This window comes from Frankia casuarinae, assembly GCF_000013345.1.
Lineage (GTDB): Bacteria > Actinomycetota > Actinomycetes > Frankiales > Frankiaceae > Frankia > Frankia casuarinae.
This window is the reverse complement of record NC_007777.1, coordinates 1,624,853-1,638,684: the sequence shown is the minus strand read 5'-3', so window position 1 is coordinate 1,638,684 and position 13,832 is coordinate 1,624,853. Positions and strand designations below refer to the sequence as shown.

Annotated in this window: 12 protein-coding genes and 4 tRNA genes; 6 read left to right on the top strand and 10 right to left on the bottom strand. The window is 70.0% G+C overall.

What is annotated here, in order from left to right:
- A complete protein-coding gene (gene pgsA, locus FRANCCI3_RS06840) occupies positions 1–714 on the bottom strand; it encodes a phosphatidylinositol phosphate synthase (RefSeq protein WP_023840942.1) in 714 nt (237 codons plus the stop codon).
- Between the two features lie 181 nt (positions 715–895).
- On the opposite strand from pgsA, the gene FRANCCI3_RS06835 reads away from it, so the two are divergent.
- The gene (locus FRANCCI3_RS06835) at positions 896–3,064 is read left to right on the top strand and encodes an elongation factor G-like protein EF-G2 (RefSeq protein ID WP_011435803.1); all 2,169 of its coding nucleotides are present in this window, start codon (positions 896–898) and stop codon (positions 3,062–3,064) included.
- A gap of 212 nt (positions 3,065–3,276) precedes the next feature.
- Here the strand turns inward: FRANCCI3_RS06835 and FRANCCI3_RS06830 are convergent, their stop codons facing one another.
- Positions 3,277–3,855 (bottom strand): HIT family protein, encoded by a 579-nt coding sequence (locus tag FRANCCI3_RS06830; RefSeq protein WP_011435802.1) that lies wholly within the window; start codon positions 3,853–3,855, stop codon positions 3,277–3,279.
- A 1,343-nt stretch (positions 3,856–5,198) separates the two neighbouring features.
- Positions 5,199–5,270, bottom strand: a tRNA-Val gene (locus FRANCCI3_RS06825).
- 444 nt (positions 5,271–5,714) lie between these two features.
- Here FRANCCI3_RS06825 and FRANCCI3_RS06820 point away from each other — a divergent pair.
- Entirely contained in the window at positions 5,715–6,146 is a 432-nt protein-coding gene (locus FRANCCI3_RS06820) for an SsgA family sporulation/cell division regulator (RefSeq protein ID WP_009739629.1), read from the top strand.
- A 152-nt stretch (positions 6,147–6,298) separates the two neighbouring features.
- On the opposite strand, the gene FRANCCI3_RS06815 is transcribed toward FRANCCI3_RS06820, so the two are convergent.
- The gene (locus FRANCCI3_RS06815; protein WP_023840940.1) at positions 6,299–7,480 is read right to left on the bottom strand and encodes a chorismate-binding protein; all 1,182 of its coding nucleotides are present in this window, start codon (positions 7,478–7,480) and stop codon (positions 6,299–6,301) included.
- 220 nt (positions 7,481–7,700) lie between these two features.
- Here FRANCCI3_RS06815 and FRANCCI3_RS06810 point away from each other — a divergent pair.
- From FRANCCI3_RS06810 to FRANCCI3_RS06800, 3 genes are all read left to right on the top strand, one after another.
- Positions 7,701–7,773, top strand: a tRNA-Gly gene (locus FRANCCI3_RS06810).
- A gap of 43 nt (positions 7,774–7,816) precedes the next feature.
- Positions 7,817–7,888 (top strand) — tRNA-Cys (locus FRANCCI3_RS06805).
- A 13-nt stretch (positions 7,889–7,901) separates the two neighbouring features.
- A tRNA-Val gene (locus FRANCCI3_RS06800) sits at positions 7,902–7,973 on the top strand.
- Positions 7,974–8,118: 145 nt separating this feature from the next.
- Here the strand turns inward: FRANCCI3_RS06800 and FRANCCI3_RS06795 are convergent.
- Positions 8,119–8,979: an N-acetylmuramoyl-L-alanine amidase gene (locus FRANCCI3_RS06795; protein WP_011435800.1), complete on the bottom strand. Its 861-nt coding sequence runs from the start codon at positions 8,977–8,979 to the stop codon at positions 8,119–8,121.
- 99 nt (positions 8,980–9,078) lie between these two features.
- The gene (locus FRANCCI3_RS06790) at positions 9,079–9,888 is read right to left on the bottom strand and encodes a DUF3097 domain-containing protein (protein WP_011435799.1); all 810 of its coding nucleotides are present in this window, start codon (positions 9,886–9,888) and stop codon (positions 9,079–9,081) included.
- Between the two features lie 226 nt (positions 9,889–10,114).
- On the opposite strand from FRANCCI3_RS06790, the gene FRANCCI3_RS06785 reads away from it, so the two are divergent.
- Entirely contained in the window at positions 10,115–10,702 is a 588-nt protein-coding gene (locus tag FRANCCI3_RS06785; protein ID WP_011435798.1) for an isochorismatase family protein, read from the top strand.
- Between the two features lie 111 nt (positions 10,703–10,813).
- Here the strand turns inward: FRANCCI3_RS06785 and FRANCCI3_RS06780 are convergent, their stop codons facing one another.
- From FRANCCI3_RS06780 to FRANCCI3_RS06765, 4 genes are all read right to left on the bottom strand, one after another.
- Positions 10,814–11,107 (bottom strand): DUF4193 domain-containing protein, encoded by a 294-nt coding sequence (locus FRANCCI3_RS06780; RefSeq protein ID WP_011435797.1) that lies wholly within the window; start codon positions 11,105–11,107, stop codon positions 10,814–10,816.
- Between the two features lie 291 nt (positions 11,108–11,398).
- Positions 11,399–11,932 (bottom strand): DUF3145 domain-containing protein, encoded by a 534-nt coding sequence (locus FRANCCI3_RS06775; RefSeq protein WP_049760863.1) that lies wholly within the window; start codon positions 11,930–11,932, stop codon positions 11,399–11,401.
- Positions 11,933–12,230: 298 nt separating this feature from the next.
- Positions 12,231–13,175 (bottom strand): SPFH domain-containing protein, encoded by a 945-nt coding sequence (locus FRANCCI3_RS06770; protein WP_011435795.1) that lies wholly within the window; start codon positions 13,173–13,175, stop codon positions 12,231–12,233.
- Between the two features lie 127 nt (positions 13,176–13,302).
- A complete protein-coding gene (locus FRANCCI3_RS06765) occupies positions 13,303–13,737 on the bottom strand; it encodes an NfeD family protein (protein WP_011435794.1) in 435 nt (144 codons plus the stop codon).
- Positions 13,738–13,832: the final 95 nt, after the last annotated feature.

Below are 13,832 nucleotides of genomic sequence, written 5' to 3'. Positions count from 1 at the left end.
TCAGCGGCCGTTGCGGCCGGGGCCGAAGGTGGTCGCGCTCCGGGACGCAGCCGTGGTCCGGGACGCGGTGGTCGGGGCCGCCCTTGACGTCAACGGGGAGGGAGGGTCCCCCGCACGGTACCACTGCCGGTAGACGTGGACGACCCGCTGGACGACCGTCAGCGTGGTGGCACCGACGAGGAACCACAGCGCCGCGGGCAGGAGGTAGGGCACCCCGAGGCCGTACAGCCCGGCGGCGACCAGCAGGATCAGCAACCGCTCGCCCCGTTCGGCGAACCCCACGTCACAGGTGAAGCCGAGTCCCTCGGCGCGGGCCTTGACGTACGAGGTGATCGACCCGGCGACCAGGCAGATCAGGGCCGCACCCGCCAACGGCAGGGAATCGCCGTCGCCGGCGTACCAGAGGACGAGCGATCCGAAGATCGCGCCGTCGCCGACCCGGTCGGACGTGGAGTCGAGAAAGGCCCCCCACTTGGAGGAGATGCCGCGGGCGCGGGCGATGACCCCGTCGATCAGGTCCGAGAAGACGAACAGCGTGACTACCACGGTGCCGAGGAAGAACACCCCGCGGGTGAAGAACCCCAGAGCCCCGCCCGCGACCCCGACCATGCCGATGATCGTCACGACATCCGGCGACACCGACGACCGGGCGGCCCACTGGCTCACCGGGTCGAGCAACTTCTGGATCTGCGGTCGTGCCTTGCTAGCGAGCATGTCCGTCCCGTCGTCCCGCGTGGTCGTCCCGCGTGCGCCCGACTTCGGGCGGTCTTCACAGTACAGCCGCCACGATCCGCGCATTCCCGACCACGGCCGCCCTCGGGCTTGTGTCCCAGGTAACAGGGGAGGACTCTGCCGTTACCGAACAGGCCGTTACCTCCCAGTCAAGGAGGCGAGGATGTCATCAGCCTCGTGCGATGTGCGCAACGTCGTCCTGGTAGGCCACACCGGCGCGGGCAAGACGGCTCTGGTGGACCGTCTACTCGCCACCGCCGGGCCGCCGGACCGCCAGAACGGCGACCGTCAGACCGCCCAGACCAGCTACGTCGGCCATGCCGATCCCGAGCGTCGCCCGGCACGGTCGGTCAGCCTCACCCTGTGTTCGGTCAGTCATCGCGGGCTCACGATCAATCTTCTGGACACCCCGGGCTATCCCGACTTCGTGGGCGAGCTGCGGGCGGGCCTGCGGGCCGCCGACGCCGCTCTGTTCGTCGTCAGCGCGATCGACGGGGTGGATGGCGCGACCGGCATGGTGTGGGCGGAGTGCGCCGGGGTCGGCATGCCCCGCGCGATCGTGCTCACCCATCTCGACCATCCCCGGGCCGATTTCGCGGCGGCCGTCGAGGGCTGCCAACGGGCCTTCGGGGCCGGTGTGCTGCCGGCCTACCTGCCCGAGCGGGAGGCCGGCGCCTCGATGCGGCTGGTGGATCTGCTGTCCGGGCGGGTGCGGGAGTACCCGGACGGCGGCTGCCGGGAACTCGCCACCCCGGCCGACCTCACCGGCCGGTACGCCTCCGCCCGCGCCGCCCTGGTCGAGGGGATCATCGCTGAGAGCGAGGACGAGGCCCTCCTCGACCGGTACCTGTCCGGTGATGAGCCCGACACCAAGCTCCTGCTCGGCGATCTGGAGACCGCGGTCGCCCGCGGGACGTTCTTCCCGGTGTTGCCGGCCGGTCTGCTTCCGGGTTCGACCTCGGGTCCGGGCGCCGGTGCAGGGAGCGATCGGGGCGTCGATCGGGCCGGCGGTTTCGGCTCCGTCGAGCTGCTGGACCTGTTCGTGCAGGGGTTCCCCTCGCCGCGGGAGCATCTCCTGCCGCCGGTGAGCCGCCCTGACGGCTCCCCCTGCGAGCAGAGCCACGGTGATCCGGCCGGGCCGCTCGTGGCCGAGGTCGTGAAGACGACCACGGACCCTTACGTGGGCCGGATGTCGGTGATTCGGGTGTTCTCCGGCACGCTGCATCCCGACGATGCGGTGCACGTCAGCGGGCACGGCAGAGCCACGGCCAGGCACGCCGACCACGACGACGACGAGCAGGTCGGGGCGCTCTCCCGGCCGTACGGCTCGGTTCTGCACACGGTGGGCGAGTGCCCGGCCGGCGGCATCTGCGTGGTGACGAAGCTCAGCACCGCCGAGACCGGCGACACCCTCTCCGATCGCGACGACCCGCGCTACCTGCCCGCATGGTCGATGCCCGAACCGCAGCTCCCCGTCGCGATCAGTGCCCGAAGCCGCGCGGACGAGGACAGGCTGTCGACCGCACTCGGCCGGCTGGCCGTGGAGGACCCGACGCTACGGATCGAGCAGAACCCCGAGACCGCCCAACTCGTCCTGTGGTGCATGGGCGAGGCCCACAGCGACGCGGTCCTGGAACGGCTCGCCCAGCGCTACGGCGCCGCGGTGGACCGGATCGCGCCCCGGATCCCGCTGCGGGAGACACTGCGTGCCCCGGCACGCGGACTCGGCCGTCAGGTCAAGCAGTCCGGTGGGCACGGTCAGTTCGCGGTATGCCAGATCGAGGTCGAACCGCTCCCGGCGGGCGGGGGCTTCGAGTTCGTCGATGAGGTGGTCGGCGGCGCGGTTCCCCGGGCCTTCATCCCGTCGGTGGAGAAGGGCGTCCGGGCGCAGATGGCGCAGGGCGTCCGCACCGGCCATCCCATGGTTGATCTACGGGTCCGCCTCGTTGACGGCAAGGCGCACAGCGTCGACTCCTCGGACATGGCCTTTCAGATCGCCGGCGCACTGGCGCTCAAGGACGCGGCCCGGGCCGCCGGCGTCGTCGTGCTCGAGCCGATCCTGGCCGTTGACGTCCTGGTACCCGACGAGTACGTCGGGGCCGTGATGGGCGACCTGTCCACTCGCCGAGGACGGGTCGTCGGGATGGAACCCATCCCTGGCAGGCCCAGGGCCACCCCCCGGGCGGTCATTCACGCAGAGGTCCCTGCGAGCGAAATGATCAGATATGCGATTGAACTACGATCCTTGAGCCACGGCACGGGTAGCTTCACGCGGAACCATCGCGGCTACGAGCCGATGCCACCACAGCTTGGGGATGCCCTGTCGGCGTGAAGCGAAAAAATCGGCATAAAGCAGGAATCGGACATAAAGCGGGAAAGGCGGACGACTGGCAACCTTCGGCCCAACTCAGGAAGGATCGCCGACGGGAGACATCCGTGACCGCACACCCGCCGCACCGGGCAGGACGCCGGGCGGGACCCGGTGCGGCGGGCAGCCCCGACGGGGGCGCCCCGACCCGGCTGCGGCCTCCACCGGGCCCGGCGCTATCCGCCCTGCTCGTCGGACGCGGTCTGCGCCCAGGCCTGGGCGAGCATCTGCCTGGTCTGCCCGAGCAGGGCGGGCAGCACCCTGGTCGCGCCCACCACGGGCATGAAGTTCGTGTCACCGCCCCACCGCGGCACCACGTGCTGATGCACGTGCGAGGCGATCCCGGCGCCGGCGACATCCCCCAGGTTCATGCCGGTGTTGAACCCGTGGGCCCCGCTGGCGGCCCGCAGCGCACGGAGCGCGTGCTGAACGAAGAATGCCATCTCGACGATCTCTTCGGGGTCCATGTCGGCGTAGTCCGCGACGTGGCGATAGGGCACGACGAGAAGGTGTCCGGCATTGTAGGGGTACAGGTTGAGGACCGCGTAGACGCTTTTACCCCGGGCAACCACGAGGCCGTCCTCGTCGGACATCCCGACAATGGAGCAGAATGGGCATTCATCGTCACGGGAGCGGCCCTCACCCCTGATATAAGCCATGCGATGCGGGGTGTAGAGCCGCTGGAAAGCATCCGGACCGCCGACCCCCGCCTGCTCCTCCAGGGGAACCCCCTCGGGTGAGAGCTCGGCCGTCACGGGGCGACCGCCACGACGCCGCCCCGGCCGAGCCGAGTGAACACGCAGGCAGCGCCCATCGAGCGGGCCATGGACACCGGAACCTGCTCGGCCGTCAGCAAGGGCACCGCCTCCCCGGGACGAGCTCCCCGGGGGGGAGCAATATCATCTCGTCAATTTATCAGGATCTGAGCGACGAGAGACGCCCCCGGTAGGCGAGGAGGCTCGCGTGCGGGTGCGGTCCGGCGCATGAAGAGGGAGACTGACGGCGTGGGGGGGTCGCCGCCAGTCCCCCTCAAGTGACGTAATCGGTTTCGAACCACGGCGCCCTGGATCTGACGCGCGGATGATGCGCACGAGAGGTCCGCGACCGAGAGGAGCCCTCCCGGCGCAACCCCGCGAGAAGCCATCACGACAACCTTGCGACAGCCCGAGCCCGTTACGCCCTGCCCGACCAGCTTAGCGGACGTTAAGCCGATCTGTACAGCGTCAGCGGCACCTTCATGGGGGAAAACGCCAATCGGACCCGGCGTGGACCCCGCTCGCAAACCAGTGACCTGCGGAAAGGGGCGGGACGCACAACGATGCCGATCAACCATGGACCAACCGGTATATCAACGACCACCGGAATCGTTCCACGGCGACGCACGGCGGCGACCATCTCCAGCACGCGGAACTCCACGGGCACCACGAATCAACAGCATGCGCCCGAAAGGTGGACAGGCCCGCTCCCAAGGGCCGCGACGCATCGCGGTGGCGGCTCGCGCGATGCACCCAGGGGCACGGCGACGCGGGCTTGGACGTCACTTTCCGTGAAGAACGAGGCTCGGAGCCGACCCCGGGTCGAGGTATCGACGCGCTCGTCGCCCACACTGTCTCCCGGGCTGGAGCATCGGCCGGGACCCCCTCCGGGATCCGCCTCCATCGGCGATGTCCCCACCAAAGTGGGGGTAGATGTCGATTCGTCGCCAGCCCACGACGTCGCAGCCCAGACACCCAGAAACCGGCCAATCGGGGATATTTCGCACCACTCCCCGAGGCAGGCGCCCCACCGGGGGCGGACAGCTCCGACCACCCTTCGAGCCACAGCACGCCGCGAGGGCCGGGGGCACACCCGGGCAGACCTCGGACGGGACCGAGACGGCCTGCCACCGGGGGAAACGTGCCGAGTCCCGCCGGCGGGAGAGGACACCGCCGAGCTGCACCACCCGTTTGGAGTAGCCCCTCCCAGGCACCGACAAACCCACCCGGACCAGGAAAAACGCCGCATCGCGGGGGGCGCGAAGATCATCCATCGGACAGATATCTCATGGGAGCACAACAAGCTCCCGGCCCGGGAGCGGAGCATGGCAAGCCCAATCGCGTGGGCGTACGTGGTTTCGAACCACGGACCTCTGCCGTGTGAAGGCAGCGCTCTACCACTGAGCTATACGCCCTTGCCGGTGGGACCACCCTACACGCCGGGGATACGGGCCGACGAAGGGGGGCGGCAGCGGGGGGTCGACGGACGGATGGGGCGATGTCCACCGTCCTGTCCGGTGGCCGGACTGGGTCAGGTTCGCCGCGACTGGCCGTGGTTGGGAAGGGTCCCGATGGGGAAGGCTCACGGGGGAACGGCCTTGGCGGGATGACCTGGCGCTCGGGGACGTTCGGACGCTACGGACAGTAATCATCTATAGGATATAAGTAGAAGATCCGTCCGATAGTCGACCGAACCATGATCACTCGAAGCAGGTTCACCCTTCCGGGCCAGGCAACTCGCCCGAACTACCGTAACGGATGTTGTCTTGGCATAATCTTGTTTCCAACGGGACTCGGAGAGGGAACTATCCCGTTACACGGGTGCTCGCCCGCACCATCGCACCATGAGAGGCCGCCCGATGACTATTCGTCACGATTCAATCACCGCAGAACTCGCCCTCCGCCTTGTCGTTCCCGGCGGGGCGCCCGTGCCGGTCGCCGCCACCGTCCGGTACGAGCCGGCCGATCCGTACGCGATCAGCATCGGCTTCCGCACCGGTGCGGACGAGGTCGTGGAGTGGACATTCGCGCGCCAGCTCCTCAGCGACGGTGTGCGCCGACCTGCCGGGGATGGCGACGTGCAGGTGTGGCCTGCCGCCCAGTCCGGGGGACGGATCGTCTGCCTGTCCCTGTCCAGCCCGTCCGGGCATGCACTGTTCGAGATGCCGCGGTCCGAGGTGCTGGCCTTCCTACGGCGGACGTATTCAGCCGTCCCCCTCGGCGGGGAGAGCGACATCATCGATCTTGACGCCGAACTCGCCCTCCTCATCTGGGGCGGCCCCGAGCGGTGATCTCACCGGGGTCGGGACCGCTGTCCGATCCCGGCAAGCCGGTGCGGGCATTTTGCGACCAGGGGAGGCCCTTCCCCACCTGCATCCGAGGTAGCTTCCACCCGGTCACACACAGACCAGTCACACACAGAGCACCCGCCCGCCTGGCCGGCCTAGCGCCGCCAGGCGGGTCCTTTTGTCCTCGGCCCACCGCCGGTGCCCGGCTTATCGTCCGATCGGCTCGCCAGCCCCACCAGCCGGTCGGCCTTCAGCTCGGTCTCACGCCACTCCGAGTCCGGATCACTCCCCCACGTGATACCAGCGCCGGTACCGAACCAGATCCGGTCGTCCTCGATCCAGAACGTACGAATACCAACAGACAGCCAACCCACGTTCCGGTCGGCATCCACCCAGCCGATCCCCCCGCAGTAGTAGCCCCGAGAGGCCGGTTCCAGTTCTCGGATGATCCGCAGCGCACTCGACTTCGGCGCACCGGAGACGGAACCGGGCGGGCAGGTCGCCGCCAGGAGGTCCCGCCAGCCCACCCCCGGCCGCAGCCGGGCCCGGACGGTCGAGACGAGGTGCACGAGACCGGGGTGTTTCTCCACAGCACAGAGTGAAGGCACCGTCACGCTTCCCGGGTGGGCAACCCGCCCGAGATCGTTGCGAACAAGATCGACAATCATGATGTTCTCGGCGACGTCCTTCTCCCGCAGATCCGCCGCCGTCCGACCGGTTCCCTTGATGGGCCTGGAGCTCACGACGTCGCCCTGGCGGGAGAGGAACAGCTCCGGGGAGGCGCCGACGATGCGCACCCCGGCCTCCGGCACGTCCAGGACGACCGCGTACGGCGCGGGATTGCCGGCGGCGACGACGGCCGCCAGGGCACCGAGATCGACACCGGCGGCACCGACACCGGGACCCCCCGCGCCTTCCGCCGCGGGCGCCGACAGGGGCGCCGACAGCAATCGGCAGAGATTGACCTGGTAGACCTCCCCCGCCGCGATGCGCTCACGGATCGCCGCAACCCCGTCAAGGTAGGCTGCCCGGTTCATGGTCGTCGCCCATGCGGCTCGCGACGGTCCGAGCCAGGGGCCACGCCGCAGCGCCGCGACACCACCGGGAGGCGCCGGCCGCACGTCGGCGAACCGGATGCAACGGACGGCCCCCTTGAAGTCGACGACGACCGCCCAGAAGCCATCTCGATCCAGCACCGCGGCGTCATCGCTGATCTCCACGACCTCGGTCGCGAACCGGCCGCCGGCGAGCAGGAACGAGGAGGCATCCCACGGGGGTGACGGTGCCACACGCCCGAGAGGGCTCGTCTCCCGAGCCGCCACGTTCGTCTCGCTCATTCCGATCACGCTACCGCCGCCCGAGGTGACCCGCCGCCCAGGGCATGGACCAGCCCCTCGACGGCCGCCAGCCGCATGGACGTGCCGTGGGCGAAAGCCGGTGTTCATCCGGAGAACCTTGACCCAACGCAACATCTCAGCGATGCCCGCCGGACGGTTCGACGTCTGGCCCGATCGTCCGCTAGAGTGCTACCTGCACCGCCGAGAAGCGCGGAGCAGCGCGGACGTGGCTCAGTTGGTAGAGCATCACCTTGCCAAGGTGAGGGTCGCGGGTTCGAATCCCGTCGTCCGCTCGGGAGCAGAGAGGCTTGAGGTCCGTCCCCAGCGGCCTCCCACGGCGGAGTGGCCGAGTGGTTTAGGCAAGGGCCTGCAAAGCCCTGTACGCGGGTTCGATTCCCGCCTCCGCCTCTGATCCTTTCGCGGGCGATTAGCTCAGTGGGAGAGCGCTACCTTGACACGGTAGAGGTCACTGGTTCAATCCCAGTATCGCCCACCGCGAGAAACGTTTTGGCTGTCCTATGAGGGCCACCCGTCACGGGTGGCCCTCTGCGTGTGCGACGGCCGGTGGGCGGTGGGCCGCCCGGAAATCCGGCGATGGGCCCGGCCGCCCGCCGCGCCCATCGCCGGACGAAGCCGGGTCAGCCCGGGCCGGGCGAGGACGCCTCGTCCCCCAGCAGGAACGACGTGATCCCGTCCACAAGGCCCGCCGCCGCCCGGGCCCGCCAGGCCGGGTCGGCGAGCTCGGCCGCATCGGTGCGGTTGCGCATGTTGCCGCACTCCAGGAAGACCTTCGGCACCCGCGAGAGGTTGAGCCCACCGAGATCGGAGCGGATCGTCATACCATCCTCGCCCAGGTAGTCCGCCAGTGGCTGCCCGGTGGCCCGGCCGAAGGCGGATCGCACCATCGCCGCAAGACGTGCCGACGGGGCGAGGATCGGTGCGTTGGCCCGGTCCGGGCTGAGCGCGGGCGCGATGACATGAAAGCCGCGCCCGTCCGCCGGTCCCCCGTCGGCATGTATCGACACCACCGCGTCGGCCGAGGTCCGGTTGCCGATGCGGGCCCGCTCGTCGATGCACGGGCCCACCCCGGAGTCGTTGTCGCGCGTCAGGATCACGCTCGCGCCCCGGGAGCGCAGAATGGCCGCCGCCCGCCCAGCGACGTCGAAGGTGAAGGCGTGCTCCGGGTAACCACTGTCGGTCTCGGCGCCGACGGTGTCGCATTCCTTGTCGAAACCGCCGGCCGGAACCCGCCGGTTGATCGACCCCGCGGCGGCGCCGTTTCCTCCGTTGTGCCCGGGATCGAGAACGACCTTCCGGCCGGACAGGGCGGTTGGTGAGGTCCCGTCCACGCCGGGCCGGGGGCCGGGTGCGCCCGCCCCGGCGGACCCGCCCACCACGAGATGCAGAGCCACCCCGGCGACCAGGGCCACGGCGACCAGGGCCACGGCGGCCGCACCGACAATCCGAAGCAGGATCGATGGTCTGATCCGTGCCGGCATTCGGTGTCTCCCGCCTACGGAGGGGGCCCGTCCCCACCGGAAGTGACCGTACGCGGTCGGCTGCGCGGCGCGCGTACGGGGGCCGCCCGGGCCCGGCCGTCAGCCGGTGACGAAGTCGATCAGTCGTTCCACCGCGCCGAGCAGGCCCACCTCAAGGTCGGTGTAGCTGTCCACCGAGGCCAGGATCCGGCGCCACATCTGCGCCGGGTCCTCCACACCGAGGGCCTGACAGACCCCTTCCTTCCAGGGCTGGCCGCGGGGAATCTCGGGCCAGCGGGGAATGCCGACCGACGCCGGCTTCACCGCCTGCCAGATGTCGATGTAGGGATGACCGGTCACCAGGACGTGGTCACCGGCGACGGAGGCGGCAATCCGGCTCTCCTTCGACCCCGGGACGAGATGGTCCACCAACACGCCGAGCCGGCGGCCGGGCCCCGGGCGGAACCCCGCGACCACCGACGGCAGGTCGTCGACCCCGTCCAAGCTCTCCACCACCACCCCCTCGATGCGCAGGTCGTCACCCCAGACCCGCTCGACCAAGGCGGCGTCGTGCAGACCCTCCACGTAGATACGGCTCGCCCGCGCGACCCTGGCCCGGTGGCGGGGCACCGCCACGGACCCGGACGCGGTGCGCGCCGCGGGGGCCGGGGTCCCGCGGCGGGGGCGCACGAGGGTCACCCGCGCGCCCTCGATCAGAAAGGCGCCGGGTTCCAGGGGGAAGACCCTCCGGATGCCGTGGCGGTCCTCCAGCGTCACCCCACCGTTCTCGCTGCCTACCACAGCCCCGCAGAAACCGGTGGCCACGTCCTCGACCACGAGGTCACGCTCGAGCTCGACCTCCGGCGGGCGCACCGGGCGCGGGCGGGCGGCGGGAGCCAGGACGTCCGGCCCGTAGTCTCGACTACGCATCCTGCGAACCTAAGCCGACACACCATCATGATCAGGGATATCGACGCGGGCGTGTCGAAAATGTGACAGTGTGGTCGTACCGAACGGACGGGTACGCCGGGACAGGCGGGCGTATCGGAACAAACGGGTGCATCGAGATGAACGGGTACATCGGGACAGATTGGTACACCGGGAGAGGTGGGTACACCGCGACGCGAGGGCGGAGCGCGGCGGAGGGGACACGACGATGAGTCAGCGTTACGGGCCGGGGACCGCCCTGCTGATCGTGGACGTGCAGAACGACTTCACCGATCCGGCCGGCAGCCTCTACGTGGCCGGCGGTGAGCAGATCATCGCCGGGATCAATGCGGAGATCGCCGCGGCGGTGGCCGCCGGCTCCCCGGTCTTCTACAGCCAGGACTGGCACCCGCACGAGACCCCGCACTTCGTCACCGGCGGCGGGATCTGGCCGCCGCACTGCGTCGGGGACACCCCCGGCGCCCAGTTCCATCCCGACCTGATCGTCAAGGGTGAGGTGATCCGCAAGGGGGTCGACGGCAGCGACGGCTACTCGGCCTTCTCGGTGCGTGACCCGGCATCGGGGCGGCGGGCCGCCACGGTGCTCGGTGAACGGCTGGCACAGCTGGGCGTGTCGAGGGTGGTGGTCGTCGGGCTGGCCGGCGACTACTGCGTCCAGGAGAGCGCGCTGGACGCCCGGCTGCGGGGCCTGAAGGTGCTGCTGCCACTCGACCTCACCAGGTTCGTCAACCTGCGCCCGGGCGACGACGAGCGAGCCGTGGCACGCCTGCGGGACGCCGGCGTTCTGGTCGGGTGAGAAGCCGGACCAGACGAGCCCGAACCGCCGGTAGCGGTCGAGCCCGAACTGATCGTGGAGCTGTCCTCGGCGGTGGAGACTGACCAAGAGCCGATCGGACCATGCGGTCGGTCAGGCCGCGCAGTCCCGGCAGATCATCCGTCGCTCGTCCACGAGCTGGCTGCGGTGATGCACCAGGTAGCACTGCGTGCAGGTGAACTCGTCGGCCTGGCGCGGCAGCACGCGGACGTTCAGCTCCTCGCCCGACAGGTCGGCGCCGGGCAGGCCGAGCTCGGTTTCGAACGGATCAACGTCGTCACCGAGATCAGCCGCCGCGTCCGCCCGCCGAGCCTTGAGGGCCTCGAGGCTCTGCTCCGAGGCGTCCTCGATGTCAGCTGTACGAGGGGTGTCGTAATCGGTGGCCACTGAAGTAACTCCCAGAGAAGTTGTGCGTAGTCGTGCGCAACCCACAACGCACGACCGCCGGGGTATGTGCCCGTCAGACCCGCGCTACCCCGATGTGGGCTTCACCACACCCTCGGCCCTCAGACGCCCCGGAGAATCCCCTGGCCTTGACCGACGACGTTGCCGCACTGATCTTCCGCAGCCCAGGAGCCTCGTCCACCCCGCCAGCCCGCCCGGCCGACGTCCGGCAGCTCTCCCGCGGCAGCCGGACGGCACGGCCGGCGCCCCGGTCACCTGGCTGCCCCCACCCGGCTACCCGGTCCGGCGCAGCCAGGTGACCGGGGCGCCGTGGGCGCCCCGGCGCAGCGGTTCGAGCACGTCGTCCCAGGCGGTTCCGAGCAGCCGGTGCAGGCCCCGGGAGAGCGTCTCCCGGGCTTCCCCCCGTTCCAGCAGAGCCCGCAGCGCCGCCTCCCCCACGACGACGTCCCCGTTCGCGGCGATCGCGGCGCGGTGCAGCCCTAGCTCGGGGGTGTATGAGTACCGCTCGGCGTCACACCCTGGTGAGGGTCCCTCGACGGTCTCGAACGTGACATGCCCGAGCCGGCGCAGCGCGCTAGCCACCCGCCCCGCGGTAGCAGGCGACGCCCGCCACTCCAGCCCGGCGAAGAGAAATCCGGGCATGCCGGGCTGCGCCGTCCAGGTCAACGACACTGGCGACGACAGAACGCCGGACACGGTGAACTCCAGGTGCGGGCACAGCGCCGGCGGACAGGCGAGAACCGCCAGCTTGCCCGGCACGGCGAAGGACGACGAGCCGGATGACAGCTCACGAGCTGTCGGGGACATTGCGACCACGCGGGACCTCCGTCGACGAGGAACGCCTTCCCCTGCGCCCGTCGACCCGCCCCCGTTCGGCTGAGTGAATCGTCCCATGGTCCGGCTCAGCGGACTAGCCCTACCTCCTCCTGAAGTATCACTAAATGGCCGGAAGTCTTGTCCGCACCAACCATTGGTGACGGGCTCGGGATGGGCCGATCGGGCAGGTCATCCGAGGAGGCGGGTCACCCGAAAAGATCAGGCGACGACGGCCGACGAGCCGCCGGACCGCCGAGCCGCCGGACCGCCGGGCCGGGAGACCCGGGAGTTACGAACCGGTTGACGGAGGTCCCGCGGACGGGCCCTCGGAGGGCGCGGGACGGGTCCCGACGGTCTTGTCCGCCTGGTCCGCACCGCCGAACAGGCCACCGAGGCCGCCGAGGGCGGTGGTCAGCTCGCTGGGCACGATCCACAACTTGCTCGCCTGCCCCTGGGCGATCCGCGGCAGCGTCTGCAGGTACTGGTAGGCCAGCAGTTTCTGGTCCGCGTCACCCTCGTGGATCGCCCGGAAGACGGTGTCGATCGCCTGGGCCTCGCCCTGAGCGGTGAGGATCTGCGCCTCCCGCTCCCCCTCGGCCCGCAGGATCGCGGCCTGCTTCTCCCCCTCGGCCCGCAGGATCTCGCTTTGCTTGACGCCTTCCGCGGTCAGGATCGCGGCCCGGCGGTCCCGCTCGGCCCGCATCTGCTTCTCCATCGAGTCCTGGATGGACTTCGGCGGATCGATGGCCTTGAGCTCCACCCGGTTGACCCGGATTCCCCACCTTCCGGTGGCCTCGTCGAGCACGCCGCGCAGCTGCCCGTTGATCTGGTCCCGCGAGGTGAGGGTCGCCTCCAGGTTCATCCCACCGATCACGTTGCGCAGAGTGGTGACGGTCAGCTGCTCGATCGCCCGGATCACGTTCGCGATCTCGTAGGTCGCCGCCCGCGGGTCGGTGACCTGGAAGTAGATCACCGTGTCGATCCCGACCACCAGGTTGTCCTCGGTGATCACCGGCTGCGGCGGGAAGCTGACCACCTGCTCCCGAAGGTCGATGCGGTCACGGACCCGGTCGACAACCGGGACCAGGATCGCGAGGCCCGGCGTCAGCGTGCGGTGATACCGGCCCAGCCGTTCGATGACCATCGCGCGCGCCTGCGGCACGATGCGCACCGCCCGGACCAGAAAAATCAGTAGGACCACCGCGATCACCGCGGCGGCGATCACTCCTGCCATGGCGTACCCCTCACTGTCAGCCCCCTCGATGTCGGCCGTCCCGATGCCGGCCGGTTGAAGGCCGGCCGGCCCGATGTCGGCGCTGTCACATCCACTGGCATCGCCGGGGGCGCCGGGGCCCCGGTCGTCAGAGCTCGAAACTGTGGACGATGGCGGTGGCACCATCGATGCGCAGCACCCGCGCCTCGCTGCCGGCCTCGAGCACGGTGGTGGTGGGGTAGGACCGAGCCGACCAGATCTCTCCTTTGATCTTCACGCGACCCCCGCCGCCGTCGACCCGCTCCACCACCATCGCGCGCTCTCCGACGAGCGCGTCGGCACCCGTGAGCAGGGGCGGCGTACGTTGCAGCTGACGCTTCGCCACCGGACGCAGTCCCAGCCCAAATCCACCCGCCGCGACCACGAAGGCGACGATCTGCCAGACCAGATCGACGCCGAGCAGCGCGACACCGGCCCCGATGAGCGCGGCCAGCGCGAACATCGCCAGCGTCAGGTCCAGCGTCAGTAGTTCGCCGACGACCAGGGCGCCGGCGATGACGATCCAGATCGTCCCGTCGGACATGACTCCATGATAGACTGCGGCGTTCAGCAGGCGATCAAAGAATCTTCAAGGATCGCAGGCCCCGCGAACCCGGGATGAAGCGACCCCGGCCCGCG

Coding starts and splice junctions, on each gene's coding strand:
- FRANCCI3_RS06835 (WP_011435803.1), top strand. CDS start 896: ATGTCATCAGCCTCGTGCGATGTGCGCAACGTCGTCCTGGTAGGCCAC.
- FRANCCI3_RS06815 (WP_023840940.1), bottom strand. CDS start 7,480: ATGAGCGAGACGAACGTGGCGGCTCGGGAGACGAGCCCTCTCGGGCGT.
- FRANCCI3_RS06775 (WP_049760863.1), bottom strand. CDS start 11,932: ATGTCCCCGACAGCTCGTGAGCTGTCATCCGGCTCGTCGTCCTTCGCC.
- FRANCCI3_RS06795 (WP_011435800.1), bottom strand. CDS start 8,979: ATGCCGGCACGGATCAGACCATCGATCCTGCTTCGGATTGTCGGTGCG.
- FRANCCI3_RS06770 (WP_011435795.1), bottom strand. CDS start 13,175: ATGGCAGGAGTGATCGCCGCCGCGGTGATCGCGGTGGTCCTACTGATT.
- FRANCCI3_RS06765 (WP_011435794.1), bottom strand. CDS start 13,737: ATGTCCGACGGGACGATCTGGATCGTCATCGCCGGCGCCCTGGTCGTC.
- FRANCCI3_RS06790 (WP_011435799.1), bottom strand. CDS start 9,888: ATGCGTAGTCGAGACTACGGGCCGGACGTCCTGGCTCCCGCCGCCCGC.
- FRANCCI3_RS06820 (WP_009739629.1), top strand. CDS start 5,715: ATGACTATTCGTCACGATTCAATCACCGCAGAACTCGCCCTCCGCCTT.
- FRANCCI3_RS06785 (WP_011435798.1), top strand. CDS start 10,115: ATGAGTCAGCGTTACGGGCCGGGGACCGCCCTGCTGATCGTGGACGTG.
- pgsA (WP_023840942.1), bottom strand. CDS start 714: ATGCTCGCTAGCAAGGCACGACCGCAGATCCAGAAGTTGCTCGACCCG.